The 19,844-nt window shown below is 73.5% G+C and carries 24 protein-coding genes; 9 read left to right on the plus strand and 15 right to left on the minus strand.

The features are described from left to right. Positions 1 to 10: 10 nt before the first annotated feature. A complete protein-coding gene (locus tag Q0967_RS08015; protein ID WP_298749324.1) occupies positions 11 to 1,399 on the minus strand; it encodes an MFS transporter in 1,389 nt (462 codons plus the stop codon). Positions 1,400 to 1,516: 117 nt separating this feature from the next. Here Q0967_RS08015 and Q0967_RS08020 point away from each other — a divergent pair, with 117 nt between their 5' ends. Beyond that, positions 1,517 to 1,699, plus strand: a complete 183-nt coding sequence (locus Q0967_RS08020) for a CsbD family protein (protein ID WP_298749323.1) — start codon at positions 1,517 to 1,519, stop codon at positions 1,697 to 1,699. A gap of 65 nt (positions 1,700 to 1,764) precedes the next feature. Here Q0967_RS08020 and Q0967_RS08025 read toward each other — a convergent pair whose 3' ends face one another. Then, the gene (locus Q0967_RS08025) at positions 1,765 to 3,249 is read right to left on the minus strand and encodes an AI-2E family transporter (RefSeq protein WP_298749321.1); all 1,485 of its coding nucleotides are present in this window, start codon (positions 3,247 to 3,249) and stop codon (positions 1,765 to 1,767) included. Continuing rightward, the gene (locus Q0967_RS08030; RefSeq protein ID WP_298749320.1) at positions 3,246 to 4,121 is read right to left on the minus strand and encodes a D-hexose-6-phosphate mutarotase; all 876 of its coding nucleotides are present in this window, start codon (positions 4,119 to 4,121) and stop codon (positions 3,246 to 3,248) included. The genes Q0967_RS08025 and Q0967_RS08030 overlap by 4 nt, the downstream gene beginning before the upstream one ends. Positions 4,122 to 4,200: 79 nt before the next feature. On the opposite strand from Q0967_RS08030, the gene Q0967_RS08035 reads away from it, so the two are divergent. Then, positions 4,201 to 5,259 carry an acyltransferase gene (locus tag Q0967_RS08035; protein WP_298749319.1) on the plus strand — a complete coding sequence of 353 codons (1,059 nt, stop codon included), beginning with the start codon at positions 4,201 to 4,203 and terminating at the stop codon, positions 5,257 to 5,259. A 1-nt stretch (position 5,260) separates the two neighbouring features. Here Q0967_RS08035 and Q0967_RS08040 read toward each other — a convergent pair whose 3' ends face one another. The 4 genes from Q0967_RS08040 to Q0967_RS08055 all read right to left on the minus strand — a co-directional run bounded on the left by Q0967_RS08040 (position 5,261) and on the right by Q0967_RS08055 (position 9,182). Beyond that, on the minus strand, positions 5,261 to 5,617 hold the full coding sequence (locus Q0967_RS08040; protein ID WP_298749317.1) for a single-stranded DNA-binding protein: 357 nt from the start codon (positions 5,615 to 5,617) through the stop codon (positions 5,261 to 5,263). A gap of 107 nt (positions 5,618 to 5,724) precedes the next feature. Continuing rightward, positions 5,725 to 6,549 (minus strand): aldo/keto reductase, encoded by an 825-nt coding sequence (locus Q0967_RS08045; protein WP_298749315.1) that lies wholly within the window; start codon positions 6,547 to 6,549, stop codon positions 5,725 to 5,727. 62 nt (positions 6,550 to 6,611) lie between these two features. After that, the gene (locus Q0967_RS08050; protein WP_298749313.1) at positions 6,612 to 8,081 is read right to left on the minus strand and encodes a phospholipase D-like domain-containing protein; all 1,470 of its coding nucleotides are present in this window, start codon (positions 8,079 to 8,081) and stop codon (positions 6,612 to 6,614) included. Positions 8,082 to 8,090: 9 nt separating this feature from the next. Further along, positions 8,091 to 9,182, minus strand: a complete 1,092-nt coding sequence (locus tag Q0967_RS08055; protein ID WP_298749311.1) for a YihY/virulence factor BrkB family protein — start codon at positions 9,180 to 9,182, stop codon at positions 8,091 to 8,093. Positions 9,183 to 9,329: 147 nt separating this feature from the next. On the opposite strand from Q0967_RS08055, the gene Q0967_RS08060 reads away from it, so the two are divergent. Both Q0967_RS08060 and Q0967_RS08065 read left to right on the plus strand, forming a co-directional pair. Then, complete coding sequence (locus Q0967_RS08060; protein ID WP_298749310.1) at positions 9,330 to 9,740, plus strand: cupin domain-containing protein; 411 nt, start codon at positions 9,330 to 9,332, stop codon at positions 9,738 to 9,740. Between the two features lie 101 nt (positions 9,741 to 9,841). After that, entirely contained in the window at positions 9,842 to 10,297 is a 456-nt protein-coding gene (locus Q0967_RS08065) for a hypothetical protein (protein WP_298749308.1), read from the plus strand. A gap of 89 nt (positions 10,298 to 10,386) precedes the next feature. Here Q0967_RS08065 and Q0967_RS08070 read toward each other — a convergent pair whose 3' ends face one another. Together Q0967_RS08070 and Q0967_RS08075 are read right to left on the minus strand one after the other, a co-directional pair. Beyond that, complete coding sequence (locus tag Q0967_RS08070; RefSeq protein ID WP_298749306.1) at positions 10,387 to 11,310, minus strand: hypothetical protein; 924 nt, start codon at positions 11,308 to 11,310, stop codon at positions 10,387 to 10,389. After that, positions 11,307 to 12,017 carry an alpha/beta fold hydrolase gene (locus Q0967_RS08075; protein ID WP_298749304.1) on the minus strand — a complete coding sequence of 237 codons (711 nt, stop codon included), beginning with the start codon at positions 12,015 to 12,017 and terminating at the stop codon, positions 11,307 to 11,309. Before Q0967_RS08075 ends, Q0967_RS08070 begins: the two co-directional genes overlap by 4 nt. A gap of 58 nt (positions 12,018 to 12,075) precedes the next feature. Here Q0967_RS08075 and Q0967_RS08080 point away from each other — a divergent pair, with 58 nt between their 5' ends. From Q0967_RS08080 to Q0967_RS08095, 4 genes are all read left to right on the plus strand, one after another. After that, positions 12,076 to 12,474, plus strand: coding sequence for an HIT family protein (locus Q0967_RS08080; RefSeq protein ID WP_298749301.1), 399 nt, complete (start codon positions 12,076 to 12,078; stop codon positions 12,472 to 12,474). Then, a complete protein-coding gene (locus tag Q0967_RS08085; protein ID WP_298749299.1) occupies positions 12,471 to 12,980 on the plus strand; it encodes a DoxX family protein in 510 nt (169 codons plus the stop codon). The genes Q0967_RS08080 and Q0967_RS08085 overlap by 4 nt, the downstream gene beginning before the upstream one ends. Positions 12,981 to 13,022: 42 nt before the next feature. Further along, the gene (locus tag Q0967_RS08090; protein WP_298749298.1) at positions 13,023 to 14,183 is read left to right on the plus strand and encodes a methyltransferase domain-containing protein; all 1,161 of its coding nucleotides are present in this window, start codon (positions 13,023 to 13,025) and stop codon (positions 14,181 to 14,183) included. A gap of 85 nt (positions 14,184 to 14,268) precedes the next feature. Continuing rightward, complete coding sequence (locus Q0967_RS08095) at positions 14,269 to 14,595, plus strand: hypothetical protein (protein ID WP_298749296.1); 327 nt, start codon at positions 14,269 to 14,271, stop codon at positions 14,593 to 14,595. 105 nt (positions 14,596 to 14,700) lie between these two features. On the opposite strand, the gene Q0967_RS08100 is transcribed toward Q0967_RS08095, so the two are convergent. The 3 genes from Q0967_RS08100 to Q0967_RS08110 form a co-directional block, all read right to left on the minus strand. Next, positions 14,701 to 14,835, minus strand: coding sequence for a hypothetical protein (locus Q0967_RS08100; protein WP_298749294.1), 135 nt, complete (start codon positions 14,833 to 14,835; stop codon positions 14,701 to 14,703). Further along, complete coding sequence (locus tag Q0967_RS08105; RefSeq protein WP_298749291.1) at positions 14,832 to 15,434, minus strand: rhodanese-like domain-containing protein; 603 nt, start codon at positions 15,432 to 15,434, stop codon at positions 14,832 to 14,834. Before Q0967_RS08105 ends, Q0967_RS08100 begins: the two co-directional genes overlap by 4 nt. Positions 15,435 to 15,569: 135 nt before the next feature. After that, the gene (locus tag Q0967_RS08110; RefSeq protein WP_298749289.1) at positions 15,570 to 16,931 is read right to left on the minus strand and encodes an MBL fold metallo-hydrolase; all 1,362 of its coding nucleotides are present in this window, start codon (positions 16,929 to 16,931) and stop codon (positions 15,570 to 15,572) included. A 104-nt stretch (positions 16,932 to 17,035) separates the two neighbouring features. On the opposite strand from Q0967_RS08110, the gene Q0967_RS08115 reads away from it, so the two are divergent. Further along, positions 17,036 to 17,293, plus strand: coding sequence for a metal-sensitive transcriptional regulator (locus Q0967_RS08115; protein WP_298749287.1), 258 nt, complete (start codon positions 17,036 to 17,038; stop codon positions 17,291 to 17,293). 52 nt (positions 17,294 to 17,345) lie between these two features. Here Q0967_RS08115 and Q0967_RS08120 read toward each other — a convergent pair whose 3' ends face one another. The 3 genes from Q0967_RS08120 to Q0967_RS08130 form a co-directional block, all read right to left on the minus strand. Next, the gene (locus Q0967_RS08120) at positions 17,346 to 17,966 is read right to left on the minus strand and encodes an L-threonylcarbamoyladenylate synthase (RefSeq protein WP_298749285.1); all 621 of its coding nucleotides are present in this window, start codon (positions 17,964 to 17,966) and stop codon (positions 17,346 to 17,348) included. A gap of 65 nt (positions 17,967 to 18,031) precedes the next feature. Then, a complete protein-coding gene (locus Q0967_RS08125; RefSeq protein WP_298749283.1) occupies positions 18,032 to 18,844 on the minus strand; it encodes an alpha/beta fold hydrolase in 813 nt (270 codons plus the stop codon). A gap of 9 nt (positions 18,845 to 18,853) precedes the next feature. Next, complete coding sequence (locus tag Q0967_RS08130) at positions 18,854 to 19,843, minus strand: GNAT family N-acetyltransferase (RefSeq protein WP_298749281.1); 990 nt, start codon at positions 19,841 to 19,843, stop codon at positions 18,854 to 18,856. Between the last annotated feature and the right edge of the window lies 1 nt (position 19,844).

The following is a 19,844-nucleotide window of genomic DNA, read 5'->3' on the forward strand; positions in this document are numbered from 1 at the left end:
TCTCCCGGCCTCAGACCTTGCGCGGCTGCTCGTTGCCGGCCATGGCGATGCCCTTGCGCATGTCGACACGGGTGAGGATGAGACCCCCCACGACGAAGAAGGCGATGGTGACCAGGATCGCCGGGCGGTAGGACCCGGTGAGCTGGTAGGTCAGGCCGAAGGCGAGGGTCCCGAACCAGCTCGTCCCCCGCTCCATGGCCTGGTAGAAGCTGAAGTACTCCGACTCCTTGCCCGCGGGGACGAGCTGGGAGTAGAGCGATCGGGACAACGCCTGGGTCCCTCCCATGACGGTGCCGATGAAGACCGCGCAGACGAGCCAGATCGTGAACGCGCCGGTGGGGACGAAGTAGGCGAAGGCCACCACCAGCGTCCACATGACCAGGCCGGCCAGCACCGTGCGCTTGGCTCCGACCCGGCCGGCGATCACCCCGAAGACCAGGGCCCCGCCGAAGGCGACGAACTGGACGAGCAGGATCGTGATGATGAGCTGGCTGGTGTCGAAGCCGAGGGCCTCGCTGCCGTAGAGGCTGGCCGAGGAGATGACCGTCTGGATGCCGTCGTTGAAGAAGAGATAGGCCAGCAGGAAGAGCAGGGTGTGCGGGTAGCCGCGCAGGTCGCCGAAGGTGTCGCGCAGCTGGGTGACCGTGCCGCCGAGCACCCCGGCCGAGCGCTCCACGGGGGTGGCCGTGGTGCCCCGGATGCGGCGCAGCCCGATGACCGGGATGAGCGTGAAGACCGCCCACCACAGGCCGGCCGACAGCAGGTTGAGGCGCACGGCCATCGTGTAGGAGATGCCGAGGGACTCGTGGACGGTCATGAGGCCGAGGTTGAGGGCCAGCAGGATGCCGCCGCCCAGGTAGCCCAACGCCCAGGCTCTCGACGACACCCGGTCGCGGTCGTCGGGGGAGGCCACCCGCACGAGCAGGGCGTCGTAGACGACGGTCGAGGCCCCCAGGCACAGGTTGGCCACGACGATCAGCAGCACCCCCAGCTCCCAGTTGCTGCCGTCGAGGAAGAACATCGAGGCGGCCGCGGCGGCGCCGACCCAGGCCAGGCCGCCGAGGAGCCACGTCGGGCGGGGGTGGCGGTCCGCGACGGCACCGACGAAGAGCAGCACCACCGCCGACACCAGCGTCGCCACGGTGATGGTGTAGGGCGCGACCGACCCGACGGCCACCGGGACCCCGAGCACGGACAGCATCTGCTCACAGGTCTGGCCCTCGGCCAGGTCCGGGCAGGCGTCGGCCCGGGCCAGGGCGGTGAGGTAGGGCGCGATGAGGACCGTGCCGGTGGTCGTGACATAGGCCGAGTTGGCCCAGTCGTACCACCCGAAGGCCCGCTGGTGGGCGCGGGTGCGCTCGGACGCGGGATCGGCCCGGGGCACGGGGGGAGCTGTCATGGCGCCCATCGTAGGGACACCACGGCCCGGAGCGAGGAGGCTCGAGGGGGCGGTTCGGCTTGCGCCGCCCCCGTCACGGGGTGAGGCTGAGGGGGTTGCCGAGGAAAGGAGCAGACCATGGGTCTCGGAGACAAGATCTCGAACAAGGCCGAAGAGCTGAAGGGCAAGGCCAAGGAGGGCGTCGGCGACGCCACCGACAACGAGCAGATGCAGGCGGAGGGCCAGGCCGACCAGACCGGCGCCAACGTCAAGCAGGCCGGCGAGAACGCCAAGGACGCCTGGAAGGACGCCACCCGGTAGTCATCCGTGTCCGGCGCGCAGCGCCGACCTGACGACGCCCCCGGCCCGATGGCCGGGGGCGTCCGTCATGCCCGGGGCGGGTGGTCCTGGTCCCCGTCATCCCGGTCCCGACGCAGGATCGGCGGCAGCAGCCGGTCGCGCAGGGAGGCGGCGATCTCGCTGGTCCGGTCCAGCAGGGCGACGCGGGCCGCCCCCTGCTCCCCCTGCGCCTGGAGGTAGGCCCGGCGAGCCCGCAGCTGGAAGATGGGGGCGGCGCTCTCGGCCCGCTGCGCGGCCCGGCGCCCCTCGTCGGTGATGTTGCGCAGGTCGTCGGTGTGCAGCTCGCCGGTGCGCAGGTCCAGGTGCTCGCTGCCGAACCTGATGAGGGTGAGCGCCGAGGCGAGCACAGGGACGGCGAGGAAGGCGCCGAGCACGCCCCACAGGGTGCCGCCGGCCGCGACCCCCAGGATCACCACGACCGGGTGCATCGACATGACGCGGCTGTGCATGAGGGGAGCCACGAAGGTGCTCTCCGCCTGCTGGACCACCACGACGATGACGAGCACCCACAGCGCGGTGACCCAGCCCTGCGACACCAGCGCGACGAGCACCGCGAGGCCACCGGCGACGAAGGCACCGACGATGGGGATGAAGGCCAGGAAGAAGGTGATGACGGCGAGGGCGAAGGCCAGCGGCACCTGCAGCAGGACCAGCCCGAGGCCGATGAAGACCGAGTCGACGGCGGCGACGACGGCCTGCGCCCGCAGGAAGCCGCCGAGCGTCACCCACACCCGCGCCAGCGCCTCGGTGAGGTACAGACCGGCGGTACGCCCGACGGACGTGCGCAGCCAGGGCAGGAAGCGGTGCCCGTCCTTGAGGAAGAAGAAGGTCAGCACGAGCACGAGGACGGTGGTCACCAGGATGGAGCCGACGGTGGACAGCGTCGACAGTGCCCCCTCGGCCAGGACGCTGGCCCGCGACTCCAGCCACTCGGTGGCCCGGTCGACGTAGTCGTCGAGCTGCTCGCTCTGGAGGTTCACCGGGGGACCGGAGAGCCACTCCAGGACGATGTCGGCCCCCTCGGTGACGTTGTCGGCGACCTGGCGCAGCTGGCTGCCCACCCCCGGGGCGATGGCGGCGACGATGCCGCCGAAGATGGCGAGCGCCGTCACCATCACGGTGGCGGCGGCGAGCCCGGCCGGCCAGCGGTGCCGACGGAGCCAGCGCACGACGGGCCACAGCACGGAGCTGACGATGAGGGCGAGGATGATCGGCAGCACCCCGACCCAGACCCGCCCGAGCAGGTAGAGCACGACGGCGACCGCGGCGACGACGAGCAGGAAGCGCCACGACCAGGCGGCCGCGCTGCGCAGCCCCTGCAGGATGAGGTCGCCGCGGTCGACGGTCGGCGGCACCGCGCGCGCGTCCTCGGCGGGCCCCTCGGCCGGCTGGTCCTGCGGGGACGGTGCGCCGGGCTCGGCCTGGTGCGGCTGCAGGTCGGGGTCGGGGTCCGGGTCGAGGGAGGGCGCGTCCTCGTCCTGGTCCGGCCCGGGCTGGTCCTGGGCGCTCATCGTCTCCTCCGGTCCGCGCTCCGGTCGTGGACGGTGATCGTGCACCCCAGGGTGTGCGTCCCGCCGGGCGGGACCAGCAGGCCGTGGTCACCGGTGGCCGCGGTCTCCACGCAGAGGAACCCGCGCCAGGCGTCGTCCTGCAGGTCGCTCATCTCGGCGGCCTGCTCGGCCCCGGGGTTCCACACGACCGTCTGCGTGCTGCCGTGGGTCTCCAGGACGAGCCGACGGTCCCGGTCGACCACCTCGACGTGGGGGAGGCCGGGGGAGTCGACCACGGCGTCGGTCGGGCCCTCGATGCGCAGCGGTCCCGACAGGTGGCCGCGCCGGCCGGTGGTCTTGTCGAGGTAGCCGGCTCCCCTCAGGCCGAGGACCTCGGTCCGCCGCACGTCGTGCACCGCCAGGTAGGTGTGCAGCGCGGCCTCGACCGGCAGCACCGCGGCACCCGGGTTCGTGACCTCCAGGTCCAGTCGCAGGGACGGGTGCTCGGCCGGGGTCGGCACCGAGACGGCGTACCGCAGCCGGAACGGGCCGGGCAGATGCTCCACGCCGGCCGAGCCGGCGACGTCCTCGTCGGTGAGCGTCCAGGCCCATAGCTCCGGGTCCCGGGCCTCGGCACGGTGCCAGCTCGCCGTGCGGGCCACGCCGTGGCTGGGGGAGAGGTCGCCGTCGGGGCCGGCCGCGAACCAGGGGAAGCAGACGGGCACCCCGCCCCGGATGGCCTTGCTGCCGTCCAGGACGGCCGCCTCGCTGCACCAGACCACGGGACGGCCGTCCAGCTCCCAGGTGCTCAGGTGGGCCCCGAAGTCGTAGGCGACGAGACGTGAGGAGCCGCGCACGGCGGTGCGCGGGGTCGGCGGCGTGGCGGAAGGCATACGGCACAGGCTACGGCGCGTCGGCGCAGCCCTGCCCGAGGATCCGTCGGGGCCGCCGGACCGGTGAGAGGCTGACCCCATGCGAGGCACCGCGTGGATCAGCTGGCTGCGCTGCCTCGCTGTCTACGGCGTGGTCCTCATCCACACGGTCGGGGCGACCGCGACCGCGGGGGCGCAGGGGGAGACGGACCCAGTGGACGGGTGGGTGGCCCGGGCGCTGGACCTCCCGCTGCTGTGGGTCGTCCCGGTCTTCGTCATGGTCTCGGGCGCGTTGGCCCTCGACCCGGCGCGCTACCCCGGGGCGGGGGAGTTCCTGCGGCGACGCGTCTGGCGGCTGGTGCCCGCCGTGGTGGTCTGGAACCTCGTCTACGTGGTCTACCTCTCGCTGACCCGTCCCGGGTGGTGGGCAGGACCGGCCGAGGCCGTGCAGCGCGTCCTGGTCGGTGAGGTCGCCCCGCACCTGTACTTCCTGTGGATCGTCCTGGGGCTGTCCCTGCTGACCCCGCTGCTCCTGCCGTGGCTGGCCCGGACCGGACGCCGCGCCTGGCTGGTGGCCGCCGCGGGGGCGTATGCCGTCCCGGTCCTGTCCCTGTGGCCGCTGGGGCCGGGCGGGGAGCCCGTCGGCGTGACGCACGCCGCATGGACGTGGTGGCTGCCCTACCTCGGCGCGTACCTGACCGGCTGGGCGCTGCGCGGGGTGCGGGTGCCCGACCGCCTGCTCCCCGTCCTGGTGCTCGTCGTCGTCGCGCTGTCGGTCCTGCTGACCTGGCAGTGGTCCAACCCGGCCGCGCCCACCTGGCTGCAGGACTGGGCAGGTGCCCACTACTACTCGCCCACGGTCGCGGTGCTGTCCGTCGCGGTCTACCTGCTGGCCCAGGCCCTGCTCGAGCCCGGAGGCGCCCAGTCGGTCATGACGTCGGACCGGGTGATGGCCGTGGTGGACCCGGTGGGGCGGGCCACCCTGGGCATCTTCGCCATGCACTTCCTCGTCCTGCTGGTCGGGACGGACACCGGTGTGCTCGGCGCCCCGGTGGCGCCGTGGCCCGTCCTGCTGGCCCGCTTCGTCCTGGTCGCGGCGGTGACGACGGGCCTGGTCCTCCTGGGACGGCGGGTCCCGGGGGTGCGGCGGGTGCTGTGAGTCACGGCACCGGCAGCGGCACCGCGCGCAGCGAGGTCGCCTCGACGTCGTAGCGCGAGGCAGCCCCGGCGCCGGTCCGGAAGAAGCGTCGACGCAGGGCGCCGGTCACCTCCACGCCGCCGCCGTCCTCCAGCCGCAGCGCGGCCGCCCTCGCCCGGGCGGTCCAGCACGACACGTCGATGGTGTCCACGCGCTGGGCCGACCCGGACGCCGCGCGGCCCCGGCGCTGCGGCCGGGGCACGACGACCCGCAGCTGGACGAGGACGTCGCCGCTGGGCAGCTCCCGCTGCGTCGGGGCGCCGCTGACCCGGCCGCGCAGGTGCACCTCGTTGGCCGGTGCCGCCGCTGTGGTCGTCATGGGTCCACGATGGCCGGTGGGCGGGGCCGTGGGGGAGGGCTGCGGCCGATCTGTGGACGGACGGCCACCTGGTGGTGAGGGTGTGGATGGGCCACGGGGCCCGCGGCTCACATCTCCTCGTGGGTCTCCGGGTCCCCGCCGAAGAGCCGACCGTCCGGCCGGCCGAGGGCGGTGATGGCCGCGACCTCCTGGTCGGTGAGCTCCAGGTCGAGCACGTCGAGGTTGGCGCGCTGGCGTTCCGGCGTCGCCGACTTCGGCAGCGGCATCACCCCGCGCTGGAGGTGCCAGCGCAGGATGACCTGGGCGGGGGAGACGCCGAGGCGCTCGGCGGGGCCGGCCACCGCCTCGGCGTCGTACTGCGCCTGCCGCTTGCCCAGCGGGCTCCACGCCTGGGTGAGGACGCCGAGCCCCTGGTGCGCCTCCAGCAGGTCCGCCTGCGGGAAGAGGGGGTGGCACTCCACCTGGTTGAGGACCGGCGCCTCACCGGTCGCGTCGACGACCTCCTGCAGGTGGGTGCGGGTGTAGTTGCTCGTGCCGACCCAGCGCACCAGCCCCCGGTCCCGGCACTCCAGCAGGGCCTGGACGGCCTCGACGTAGCGGCCCTGCGAAGGGTTGGGCCAGTGCACCAGGGCGACGTCCACCTGCTCCAGCCCGAGCCGCTCCACCGACTGCTCCAGGGTCTCGATGGCGGCCCCGCGCGCGTGCGCGCGCCCGGGGATCTTGGTGGCCACCAGCACCTCGGCGCGGGGCACCCCGCTGCGGCGCAGCGCCTCACCGACCTCGCGCTCGTTCTCGTAGTTGACCGCCGTGTCGAGGTAGCGGTAACCAGCCTCGAGGGCGGACACGATCGCCTGCACCCCCTCCTCGCCGCGCAGGGGGTAGGTGCCGAAGCCGACGTGGGGGAGCGTGGTGCCGTCAGGAAGGGTATGCATGTCCTCACGCTAGGACGCGGGCCGCCGGACCGCAGCCGCTGGGCCCACCTCGGGCCGGCAGGTCACATGAGGGCAGCGGTGAGCCGGCAGACGTTGTCGACGTAGCGCTGGCGCCAGGGCCGGCCCTGCCACTCCTGCAGCGTCAGCACCCGGGACGCCTGCCGGTAGGCCTCGTCGTTCTCCTGCAGCCGGGCGACCAGGTCGCCACCGAAGGCGAGCAGCATGATCTCGTAGGTCAGCGCGAAGGAGCGGGAGTCCATGTTGCTGGAGCCGATGAGCGCGACCCGGTCGTCGATCGTGAGGTACTTGCCGTGCAGGACCGTGGGGGCCGGGTAGAGGTGGATGACGACACCGGCCTCGAGCAGCACCTGGTAGTAGGAGCGCTGGGCGTGGCCCACGAGGAACTGGTCGGCCTGCTCGCCCACGAAGAGCTCCACCCGCACCCCGCGGTAGACCGCACTGGTGATCGCCGCCAGCAGGGCCTCGTCCGGCACGAAGTACGGGCTGGTGATGGCGATGCGCTCACGGGCCAGGTGGACCAGGGCCACGAACTGCCGCCAGTTGGGCTCGGTGGGGAAGCCCGGCCCGGAGGGCACCAGCTGCATGGCGTGGGCCGCGCCGCCCGGCACGACGTCCGGCTGGCCCGGCAGGTAGCGCTCCCGGTCGAGGGTGAGGTTCTCCGAGGTCTCGGTGAACCAGTCGGTCGCGAAGACCGCCATCACCTGCGCCACGATGTCCCCGCTGACCTGGACCGACACGTCGCTCCAGGCGCGGCCCATCCGGGCGTTCTTCTCGCTGCCGTACGCCGGGTCGATGAGGTTGTGCGAGCCGACGAACGCGACCCGGCCGTCGACCACCAGCAGCTTGCGGTGGTTGCGCAGGTCCGGTCGCTGCCACTGCCCCTGCAGCGGCCGCAGGGGCATCATGAGGTGCCAGACGATGCCGGCGGCGCTCATCCGCGGACCCAGCTCCTTGCGGCCGGGGTACTTGCGCGAGCCCAGGTGGTCCAGCAGCAACCGGACCTCGACCCCGCGACCCGCAGCGCGCTCCAGGGCGGAGAAGAAGATGTCGGTGCTCTCGTCCCACGCGACGATGTAGAACTCGACGACGACGAAGTCCTCGGCCTCGTCGACCGCGGCCGCCATCGCCGCGAAGAAGTCGGCGGTGTCCGGGTAGACGCCCTCGCACGAACCGCTCACGCAGGAGAGGCCGGTGAGCCGCCGGTTCATCCGCAGGACGGAGGCGAGGTCGTCATCGGGCTGGATCTGCGGCAGGTCGGGCAGGGTGTCGGCGTGCGCGGCGAGCAGCTCGTTGGCCCGGCTCTGGATCTCGTGCCGGCGCCCGGAGACGAACTTGCTGCCGATGAGGAAGTAGAGCGGGAAGCCCAGCACCGGGATGAAGAGGATGAGCAGCAGCCACGCCGAGGACGAACCGGGTCGCCGGTTCTCCGGCACCGTGCCGATGGCCCAGATCTTCAGCCCGTACTCGACGACGAGCAGCAGGGCGTAGATCGTCGCGGTCCGCCCGTCCATGGCCGGAGTCTAGGGTGCGGCGGGGTCCTCGCGCTGCTGCGTGCTCGGCGGGTCCGCGGGGGCTCCCACCTCGGCCGCGTCGCCGGCGACGCCGTTGTGGGGGATGAGCGTGCCGGTGACCTCGTGGTGCGGCCAGTCCAGGGTGTACGGCACCGTCTGGGTCACGTAGTTCGGGGTCTCCCGCGCATGCACCTCGGTGGGGACGACCGGCAGGTTGGTGTGCGGGGGGTTGGCGGTCCAGGCCGCGGTGAACATCACCCACCGCAGGCCCAGGTTGATCCACACGATGAGCGTGACCAGGACCGCGAAGGAGGCGAAGACCGGGTTGTCCCAGGCACCGATGACCTGCGTGCCGGCCAGCCGCAGCAGCCCCCACCCGGCGGCCCCGAGCAGCGCGCCCTTCCACCAGTCGGGGGAGGGCATCCGCACCTTGGCCGTGACCCGGAAGAGCAGGTAGAAGACGACCGCGTCCACGATGAAGGCGGCGACGACGGCCGCCAGCCGGATGAGCAGGCCGCTGGTGCCCCGGCTCACCTCGAGCTCGCCGAGCACCGCCCGGGCCAGCACGTTGGACCCGCTGAGCAGCGCCGAGGAGAGCAGCACCGCGAGGCTGAGCAGCAGGATGCCGACGGCGTCCCAGCCCTTGCCCCGGAAGGGGCGCATCGGCGCCCCGGTGAGCCCGAACATCGACCGGATGCTGTTGCGCAGCCCGGTCATGACGTTCGTGGCCGTCCACAGCAGGACCGGGATCGACACGAGCGTGGCCAGGGTGAGCGAGCGCTCGAGGACGAGTAGGTCGGGGTCGACGATGCCGCCGTTGCTGCCGTCGTCCACCAGCCCCGGGAAGGCGGTGTTGATCGCGCGGACCACCCGGTCGAAGAGCTCGGGTTGGCGGCCCAGGACCGCGCGGAACCCGTTGACCCCGATCGTCATGAGCGCGACGAGGGAGACCAGGGCCGAGATGGTGACACCCCCGGCCGACAGGTTGCCGCGCACCAGCAGGTAGCGCACGAAGGCCCGCACCGGTCGCGAGGTGTCCACCCGGTGGATGGCGCGCCAGAAGAGGTTGCGCTCGACCCCGTCCTCCTGGACCTCCGCCACCCGTCGTCCTCCTTCGCTGAGCGACCGCACCTGCGGCACCACACGGTATACCGCACCGCGGGCGGCGCCGCGCCCGTTCCGGTCCGCGTCGGGCACCGCGGGCGCGTCGTGGTGGACAGCGCGTGACGCCGGGGGTCGAATGGGGGCATGGACGCAGCGGCACCTGACCAGCGGGCGGCCGAGCCGTGCCGGCGCATCGAGGACGGCTCGCTGCAGGCGGCCGACCCCACGCCCGGGATGAGCCGGCGGGTGGCCGAGCACGCGGGCGGCATGTGGACCGGGACCGTCGACACCGAGCCGGGGGCGGTGACCGGCTGGCACCACCACGGCGAGCACGAGACGACCCTCTACATCGTCTCCGGCAGGTTCCGGCTGGAGTCCGGGCCTGGTGGCGGCGACGTCGTCGAGGCCGGTCCCGGAGACTTCGTGCGGGTGCCGGCCGGCGCCGTGCACCGGGAGTCCAACCCCGGGGACGAGAGCTCCCGGGCGGTGATCGTGCGCTGCGGCAGCGGTGCGCCCACGGTCAACGTGGACGGCCCGGCCACCGCCGCGGACTGAGACCGAGAACCCGATCCGACTGGACCTGCGACCCGAGGACGGTCTCGTTAGGATCAGGTGAAGGCGCGAGCGAGCACAGCGCAGAGAGCGAGCGTGAGCTGATGATCTTTGGACGACGTTCGAACGAGGAGTCCGGGCCGACACCGGCGGAGCTGGAGCTGGCCCGCACCCAGTACCTGCTGCGGACGGCCAAGGAACCCTTGCTCAGCCAAGTCGTCGTGGATGTACTCGGCACCCTCAGGCCCGAGGTCCGCGAGGAGTGGCGTGCCGGTCTGTACGAGCAGGGGCTGGCCGTCGAGCCGCTGACCGCGGAGGCCCTGGTGGAGATGGTCACGGGTCGGGACGAGGCGCGGAAGGCGCTGGGGCGCTCCGCCACGGCAGCGGTGGCCGATGTGGTCGCGGGTCTGATCTCGGCGTCACCCGGATTCCGAGGGTTCGCGAGCTCGCCGGAGGCCCGAGAGATCGGTGTGCCGGACCCGGACAGGCAGATCGCCCGGCAACGTCCACGAGCGGAGCCGCCCTACCTGCCAGGGACGACGGCCGGCACCCGACGTTGAATCGCGAGCGGGGCGCTGACGGGATCGGATCACGCCGATAAGGCACATTATGTCAAGTAACAGTCACGGCCCGTCGCCCGACAGGGCCCTCACCCCTCCCGGCGGTGCCGGTCGACGAGCTCGGCGGCGTCGACCTCGCCCATCCCCCGGACGACGCGCAGCGCCGCGTCCTCGGTCCAGGGCTCGTGGACCGGCCGGGTCTGGTCGCTGACCCGCAGGTGACTGTCACCCAGGTCACGCACCACGACCCAGTGGTCGCCGTCCGGCTGCCGGTAGACGCCGATGCCGTCCCCGAGGTCGACGCACGGCCGCAGGTCGAGGGCTGCGCACGCGCCGCCCCCGGGACGGATGCCGACGTCGAGGCACCCGGCCCCGTCCGGCTCGACCCGGGCCAGCGTGTAGCGCACCGTCCCGCCGGAGGCCGTCAGCGTGGCCAGGCGCACGTCCTCGGTGTCCGGTGGCGCGACGAGGGTCACGCCCACCGCCTCCAGCCCGGCGATCTCCTGGGCGCGCTCGCGTCCCTCGAGCGACCACCAGGAGCCGGCCAGCAGGGCGAGCGCCAGCCCCAGGACCACCACGCCCCGCACCCAGGACCAACCCCCGGCGGTGAGGGCCGCGGCCGCCGGCGGCCCGGGACGGACCGCCGTCAGACCGGCCAGGACCGGCGCCAGGACGGCCAGCGCGAGGCCGAGCGGCTGCGCGAGCGTCCCGGCCAGCGCCGCGACCCCGACGAGGACCAGCGTCGTGGGCAGCCACCACCAGCGCATGGTGCGCCGGCACAGCACGGCCGCCGCCAGGGCCCCGACGAGCCCGCCCAGCAGGGCCCCGCCCAGAGGGGGGCCCAGGCACTCCAGCCCGCCCTCGCACGGAAGCGCCGCACCGACCGCCAGCCCGGCCGTGCCCAGGAGCAGGACGAGCAGGAACCACGCGGCGAGGGCCCGCAGCAGAGCCGCCGGGCGGACCCGGCCGCTCCCCCGACCCCGGCGCCCGGCGTGGCCCCCGCGCCGGGTCACCGGTCGGCGCGAGCGGCCTCGTCCAGCAGGTCCGCGAGCTCGGCCGGCCGTGACCACATGGGCCAGTGGCCGGTGGGCAGGTCGACGTAGGTCAGCGCACGGTAGTCCGGCAGCGCCTTGAGGAAGCTCACGCCCTGCTCGGCGTAGGACCGGAAGTCGCTGGCCGGGAAGGACGTGCAGACGACCGTCCCGGGGACGTCGTGGCGGGCGTCGTCGGTCAGCCGCACCGGCGTGCTCACCACGAGGCCGGGCTCGGGCACGGCCCGCTCCCGGAAGGTCGCGAGCTGCTCGTCGGTGAGGTCTCGCATCGACCCGCCGGCGAGCTCGTCCTCCCAGCGGTCGTCCAGGAGGAGCACGTCGGCGGAGAAGTCGGCGTCCATGGCCGTGCCGTCCGCAGACGGTGCCGTGTCCACCCAGACCATGTGGTCGACGAGGTCGGGCCGCTGGTCCAGGACCAGCGTGCCGGGGATGGCCGCGCCGCTGTGCACGGCGAGCACCCGCCGGTCCGCCGACGGGTCGAGCGCCGCGACGACGGCGTCGGCCTGGTCCTGCGGGGTCACCACCGCGCGGTTCGGGTCGTCGGGTCCCTGCCCGGGCAGGGTGAGCGCGTCCACGGCATACCCCCGCGGCGCGAGCGAGCGGGCGACCTCCTCCCACGCCCACTCCCCCAACCAGAACCCCGGCACCAGCACGATCTGTGTCCTCATGGCACCGAGTATGCCGCGCCCCCCGGACATCGGCCGTCCGCGACCCTAGGGTGGTGCCATGAGCACGATCTTCACCAGGATCATCGAGGGCGAGATCCCCGGGCACGTCGTGTGGACCGACGAGGTCTGCGCCGTCTTCCTCGACATCGAGCCGCTCACGCCCGGGCACGCGCTCGTCGTGCCCCGGGCGGAGGTCGACCACTGGGTCGACCTGCCGGAGGACACCACCGCCCACCTCATGCAGGTCGCGGCCCGGGTCGGCCGCGCCCAGCTCACGGTCTTCCGGGCCGCCCGGGTGGGGGTCATCGTCCAGGGTTTCGAGGTCCCGCACGCCCACGTGCACGTCTTCCCCACCTCCGACCCCGCCGACTTCGACCTGGGCCGCAAGGGCCCACGGGACCAGGACGACCTGGCCGCCGACGCGGCGGCGCTCCGCGAGGCGCTGGCCCGCCGGTGACACAGCCCGAGGACGGCGGGGACTTCCACCGTGAGGTGGACGACCCCTGGGACGAGGAGTATGCCTTCACCGGTCCGGTGGAGGCGCACGGGCGGGGACTGGACTTCGGTCTGCTGCTGCTGCGGCTGGCGGTCCTGCCCCTCGTCGTCCAGGGTGCCCGAGCGGCGACCGACATGTCGGCCTTCACCGCCCAGGTGTCGGGGACGACGCTCGGCTCGGCGGCACCCGACGTCGTCGCCTGGGGGGTCATGGTCGGCCTCGTCGCGCTGCCGGTCCTCGTCGCGGTCGGCCTGTTCACCCGCCCGGCCGGCTTCCTGCTGGCGGCGCTCATGGCCTCCGTCTGGTCGGTGGCCGTCTTCCTCGGTGAGGGCGACACGCTGCTCGTCGGCGCCGGCGGGCTCACCACCCAGAGCGCCCTGCTGCTGCTGGGGATCACCCTTCCGCTGGCCTTCACGGGGGCAGGTCGGCTGTCGGTGGACAGCCTGCGCACCGCGGGACGTCCCTGAGCGGGCCTCCCCCGTCCAGCGGCCGCCCGTAGGCTGACGCCCGTGCAGTGCGACTACTTCGACGCGGGGGTCTGCCGCTCCTGCACGCTCATGGGCGAGCCCTACCCGGCCCAGCTGGCCGCGAAGCAGTCCTCGGTGGCCACCACCCTGGTGCCCTGGGTCTCCCCCGGCGCGTGGTCCGCGCCGGCCCCGAGCCCCGAGTCCGGGTTCCGCAACAAGGCCAAGCTGGTCGTCGCGGGCCGCAGGGGCACCCCCACCGTCGGCATCCTGGACCGGGCGGGTCGGGGCGTGGACCTGCGCGGGTGCGGCCTCTACGAGCCGGGCCTGCGCACCGCCGTCCTGGACCTGGCCGAGCGGCTGCCGGCCTCCGGCCTGACCCCCTACGACGTGCCCACCCGCCAGGGCGAGCTCAAGCACGTCCTGCTGACCCACTCCCCCGCCGGCGAGCTCATGGCCCGCTTCGTGCTGCGCTCCCCCGGTCAGCGCCGCCGGGTCGTCGAGCTCGTCGACGACCTGCGCGCCGGCGCCGGCGGGGCGGGTCCGCAGGTCCGGGTGGCGAGCCTCAACCTGCAGCCGGAGCACAAGGCCGTGCTCGAGGGCGAGGCGGAGGAGGTGCTGACACCCCAGCGGACGCTCCCGGTGCAGGTCGCCGGTCTCACCCTGCACCTCGGCACCCGCAGCTTCTTCCAGACCAACACGAGCGTCGCCGCCGAGCTCTACCGGCAGGTAGCCGCCTGGGTCGACGAGCTCGACCCAGGGCGTCTGTGGGACCTCTACTGCGGCGTCGGCGGGTTCGCGCTGCACACCTCGGCGCCGGGCCGCGAGGTCGTCGGGGTCGAGCGCTCCGCGGAGGCCGTCCGCAGCGCGCTCCGCAGCCGGGAGGACCCTGCCCTGCGGGGTCGCACCGCCGGCACCACCTTCGTGGCCGGTGACGCGACCGCCTACGCCCGCAGCGCCCGCCCGGCCGACCGGCCCGACGTGCTCGTGGTCAACCCGCCGCGGCGGGGCGTCGGCGCCGAGCTGGCCGACTGGGTGGAGACCTCCGGCGTGCCGCACGTGGTGTACTCCAGCTGCGCCGCGAGCAGCCTGGCACGCGACCTCGCCCGGATGCCGTCCTATGCGGTCCGGCACGCGCGACTGTTCGACATGTTCCCGCAGACGGGTCATCACGAGGTCGCGCTGCTGCTCGACCGGCGCGCCTGAGGGCGCCGCGGTCGCGGTCGCCGCGCCGGGCTCTGCCATGATGGAGGCCCCGCGACATCCCCGACGACGAGGAAGTGCCAGACCGATGCCGAACACCTTTGAGGCCGTCCCCTCCGCCGGCCACGAGCGCAGCACGGCCTTCCTGGCGGTGGAGCAGCCCGAGCAGCGGCTCGAGGACTACATGGAGCGCTCGCAGATGCACCGCGGCTCGCTGCGGGAGCAGGACGGCTACACCGTCCCCTTCCGTGACGGCGGGCAGGTCCGCATCACGGTGCGCGAGGAGGAGGCGGAGTCGGCCGGGCTGCTGTTCGAGGTCGACGCCCCCACCGAGGAGCGGCGGACCTACATCGAGGGCGAGGTCGAGAACGAGCTCGGCGACGGGGCCGACAGCCTCACCTGGGAACGCGACTGAGCCTCAGGCGCCACCTCGACGGCGTGGCGCGTTACCAGGACCGACCCTGAGCTTCTGGACAGACGTTTCTGGGGAGCGGGCCCCAGAAGGCGATGTCCAGAAGCCTCAGGGGCGGTCGAACCCGTCCTCGGCGTGCCCCTGCAGGTAGAGCGCGGCGGTGAGGTCCCCGTGGTCGACCCGGCCCGGCACCCTGCCGGGCCACGGCGGGGCTTCCCCGTCCGCCGGCCCCGGCCCGCTCACCGCTGGGGACGACCCGCCAGTCCGCTGAGCGCGTCCTGCAGCTGACGTCGGCCACCGCGGTTCCAGGGCATCCGCATGAGGGCCTGCCCCATGGCGCAGGTGTTGCTGAGCGCCGCGAAGGTCAGCCCGCCGCCGATCCCGGCGGCCACCCACTTGGCGCCCGGCACCACGGTGCTCGCCAGGACCGACGTGAGGACGATGCCTCCGGCGACCAGGCGGACCTGTCGTTCCAGCTCCCAGGGCCCCGCGGTCTCGCGGACCTCGCCGCCGGTGCCGGACCAGGCCTGGATCCCCCCGGAGAGCACGTGCATCCCGGTGCCGCCGGTGCCCGCCAATGCCTGGGCGGCAGCGGCGGCCCGGGCCCCGGACCGGCACACGAGCACGACGTCCTGATCGAGGTGGTCGGCGACCGAGCGCGCGTGCTCGGTCAGCGTGGCCAGGGGGATGTTGTAGGACCCGGGCACGTGCCCGGCGGCGAACTCGCCGGGCGTGCGCACGTCGAGGACGCGGGGGGCGGCATCGCCGGCCAGCCACGTGCGCAGCTCGCCGGCGCTGACCTCGACGGGGTGGGCGGTGGTACGCGTGGGGGCAGTGCTCATGCTGGAGGGACTCCTCGTGAGGGTGGGGCGGGTTCCGGACCGGCGCACGGTGCGACGGCAGGGACGGACGGGGACAGGTGGGGACGGGACCCGGACGGGTGGGGAGGGATCAGGGATGTGGGGCCGGTGGAGGGCTCAGACGTCGTCCGCGACGACCGGCAGCCCGCAGGACCGGGCCTGGTCGAAGCTGTCGTCGACCGCCACCGCGGTCCGGCCCGAGGCGGAGACCACGGAGGCGCCCACGGAAGCACGGTACCCACCGGCGCAGTGCACCCAGACCTCGCCCTCCGGCACCTCCGCGACCCTCCGGGCGAGCTGGCCGAGGGGGATGTTGAGGGCTCCCTCGACGTGCCCGGCGGCGTACTCGTGGGGGTTGCGGACGTCGAGGACGCAGACCGGGCGGTGGTGGCGCACCTGGGCGAGGTCGGCGAAAGTCGCCTGCCGCAGGGTGGCGAGCGGGGCGTCGGTCCAGTCGCCGGGTGCCCCGGTGCTCTGCCCGGCCAGCTCGTCGATGCCGATCCGGACCAGCTCACGCTGGGCCTGGCTCACCTGCTCCGGGTCCTCGCCGAGCAGGGTGAGCGGGGTGCCCCAGGGGATCATCCACCCGAGCCAGGTGGAGAACTGCCCGTCGAGGCCGATGTTGAGCGTCCCGGGGACGTGGCCGGCGGAGAAGGCCCGGCGGTGGCGCAGGTCGACGACCCACTCCCCCGCCTCGAGGCGCTGACGGAGCACGTCCTTGTCGGCCCGCTCGGGCAGCTCGAGGCTGACCTCCTCGGGGCCCTTGGCGTTGGCCGGGCCCATGTGCGCGTAGTAGGCGGGGAAGAGGTCGAGGCCGTCGAGGACCTCGCGCACGTAGTCCTCCACGTCCTGGCGCAGCACGGGGTTCTGGGTCAGCTCCTGGCCGATCGTGGACGCATCGCCCTCGGTCTGGGTGGCCGAGCAGAAGGACCCGAAGCCGTGCGTGGGCATGACCTGGGCCTGCTCGGGCAGCTCCTGGGCCAGGCGGTGGGCGGAGGCGTGCTGGTGCCGCGCCAGGGTCTCGGCGTGGTCCTCCCCCAGCAGGTCCGGTCGCCCGGTGGAGCCGAACAGCAGCGACCCGCCGGTGAAGACGTAGGGGTCCTCACCCTCCAGGGCGTAGGACAGGTGGGTGAAGGTGTGCCCAGGGGTGTGGATGGCCCGGACCCGCAGGGACGGGGAGACCTCGACCAGGTCGCCGTCGCTGATCGCCGCGCGCTCGAAGCCGACCGGGTCGTCCGCGTTGACGTGGTAGTCGGCGCCCGTCCGCCGGGCCAGCTGGTAGCCGCCGGTGACGTAGTCGTTGTGGATGTGGGTCTCGAAGACGTGGGTGATCCGGACCCCTTCCCGCTCGGCGAGGGTCAGGACGCGGTCGATGTCGCGCTGCGGGTCCACCACGAAGGCCACCTCGCCGTCGTGCACGAGGTAACTGCGGTCACCGAGGGAGGCGGTCTCGATCGGCAGAACCGTGGGGGTGGTCATCGGTGCTCCTTGCTGGGGGGTCGCGGTCTCTCCTCCGGCCTCGCCGGATACCCCCTAGGGTATATCACGTGACGGCTGCATGCCCCCCGGGGTACCCTGGTGGGGTGGAACTCGCGCCGGAGACCGTCAAGCCCTCGATCACCCGACTGCGCCGCGCCCACGGGCAGCTGGCGGCCGTCATCCGCATGCTGGAGGAGGGTCGGGACTGCGAGGACGTGGTCACCCAGCTCGCCGCGGTGAGCAAGGCCCTGGACCGCGCCGGCTACACCATCATCGCCAGCGGTCTGCGCCAGTGCCTCATGGAGGAGGACGGCGAGGTCGACACCCAGAAGATGGAGAAGCTCTTCCTCTCCCTCGCCTGAGGCCCGTCGCCCCCGGCCGCTCCCCTGGCCCGGCGCCACGGCACCGGACCCGTCACTGGAAGGGCGAGGGATCGCCCGAGCCCACCCGCAGCACCTCGGCGTACCCCTGCGAGAGGTCGACCACGGTCGTGGGCTCGCAGCCCGTCTGGTCCCCGTCGACGACGACGTCCACGAGGTGGTCCAGGCGCTCCTTGACCTCCCAGCCGTAGCCCAGCGGCTCGTCCTCGCCGGGCATGAGCAGCGTGCTGGTCAGCAGCGGCTCGCCCATCTCCGAGAGCAGCTGGCGGCAGATCGGTGCCTGGGGGATGCGGACCCCCACCGTCTTCTTCTTCGGGTGCAGGAGGCGCCGGGGCACCTCCTTGGTCGCCGGGAGGATGAAGGTGTAGCAGCCGGGGGTGGCCGCCTTGACCGTCCGGAAGACCGCGGTGTCGAGCTGCACGAACTGGCCGAGCTGGGAGAAGTCGGCGCACATGAGGGTGAAGTGGTGCCGTTCGTCGAGCTGGCGGATGGAAAGGATCCGCGCCTTGGCGTCCGGGTCGTCCAGCCGCGCACCCAGGCTGTAGCAGGCGTCGGTGGGGAAGGCCACCAGCCCGCCCTCGCCGAGGACCTGCGCCACCTGCCGGACGAGCCGGGGCTGGGGGTCGACCGGGTGGATGTCGAGGAAGCGTGCCATCGTCCGACTCTAGCCATCCGGCGAGGCCCGGAACAGGGGCAGGACGGTCGGCCGCCGGGCTGCGGTCAGCCGGCCGGCAGGAAGTGGCGCAGCGTCGCCGTGAACGCCTCCGGCTGCTCGGAGTGCACCCAGTGCCCGGCACCCTTGATGGTGACCTGGACGGTGCGGGGGAAGAGCGCCCGCATCGGGCCCTCCTGCTCGGGCGTGATGTAGTCCGACTCGCTCCCACCGACCCACAGGACCGGCCCCTCGAAGGTCCGGCCGCCGTGCGGGACGTCCCCGGTGATGGTGCCGAGGTCGCGCAGCAGCACCTCGAGGTTCGGCTGCCAGCCGAAGGTGTGCGTCTCGGGGTCGCGACGCAGGTTCTGCAGCAGGAAGCCGCGCAGCATGCGCGAGTCCACGGCAGCGGCCAGCTCGGCGTCGGCCTGGCCGTGCGAGCTGATCGCCTCGAGGTCGATCGCGAGCATCGCGGAGATGAGGTGCTCGAACTCCCCCACCTGCCCAGCCCCCGTGGGGCTGACGTCGACCACGACCAGCCGGTCGACGAGCTCCGGTGCCGTGAGGGCGGCGGTCATGGCGGTCTTGCCGCCCATCGAGTGTCCGACGAGGTGCACGGGTCCGTCGGCCGCGAGGACCCGCAGCTGCTCGACGAGCAGCCCTGCGGCGGTCGAGTAGTCGATGCGCTCGGTCCACGGGGACCCGCCGTGGTCGGGCATGTCGAGCAGGACGCACCGCAGGTCCGGCTGCAGGGCCTTGGCGATGCCGGTGAAGTTGCGGCCCCGGCCCAGCAGGCCGTGGCAGAAGACCACCGTGGGTCCGTCGTCACCGATGACGGTCTGGGCGAGCGGGCCGGTCGGGGCGTCGGGTGCGGAGGTCACCCGACCAGCCTAGGACGACGGAGGGAGCGGCCGACGCATGGCCGACGTGGCGTGCTTGTGCGCGAACCCGAGGCGCTCGTAGAGCCGGGTCGCCCCGGTGAGGCTGGCGGAGTCCACGTCCAGCTCGATGACGTCGACGTCGCCGCTGCGCCCGGCCTCCTCGATGGTCCGGGCCAGGGCGGCCGCCGCGATCCCGCGCCCCCGCGCCTCCGGGATCGTGCCGAGGATGGTGACGTAGGCCTCCCGGTCGACCCACTGGCCGACCATGACGTAGGCCAGGACCTGTCCGGCCAGCTCCCCGTCGAGCCCGCAGGCCAGGGTGGACAGCCCGGGCCGGGAGCTGCGCGAGGCCCAGTGCTCGTGCCAGTGCTCGGGTGACTGCTGCCCGGATCCCCAGTGGTCGCGGAAGGCGGCGTTGTGGGCCAGACGCACGGCCTCCTCGTCCTCCTCCCGGGGCGCGCGCAGCTCCACACCCTCGACCGGCCCGACCACCGGGGCGTCGGTCACCGGACGGGTCAGCAGGTTGAACCAGCGCGCCACGGCATACCCGCGCTCGGTGAGCAGCTGCTGCGCCGAGGAGTCCTGCCTCCCGCCACCGGCGGACAGGTAGCCCGGGACCCCGGGGTGGCGCTGCGCCACGAGCTGGGTGGCCCGCGGCTCGAGCCGGTCCAGCAGCTCGGTGCCCAGGCCGCGCCCCCGGTGGTCGGCGTGCACGCCGCCGCCGAGGTAACCCCGGGCCTGACCCTCGTGGTCCGTCGACGGCGGGGCGAAGGCGAGGCCGTAGCCGACCATGGCGTCGCCCGCCCAGACCGCCCAGGAGTCCTGGCTCGGGTCGTGCCCGGGGGTGCGCAGCTCCTCCGCGAGGTCCTCGGCGGACAGGAACTCCTCCGTCCCGTCGACGACCGCCAGGTGGTTGACCAGCTCGGCCCACGCCGAGACGTGCTCGTCCCCCAGCCTGCTCCAACGGTATGCCGTGCCCGGCGCCATGTCCTCGTCCATG

It is taken from the genome of uncultured Serinicoccus sp. (assembly GCF_947500995.1).
GTDB lineage: Bacteria > Actinomycetota > Actinomycetes > Actinomycetales > Dermatophilaceae > Ornithinicoccus.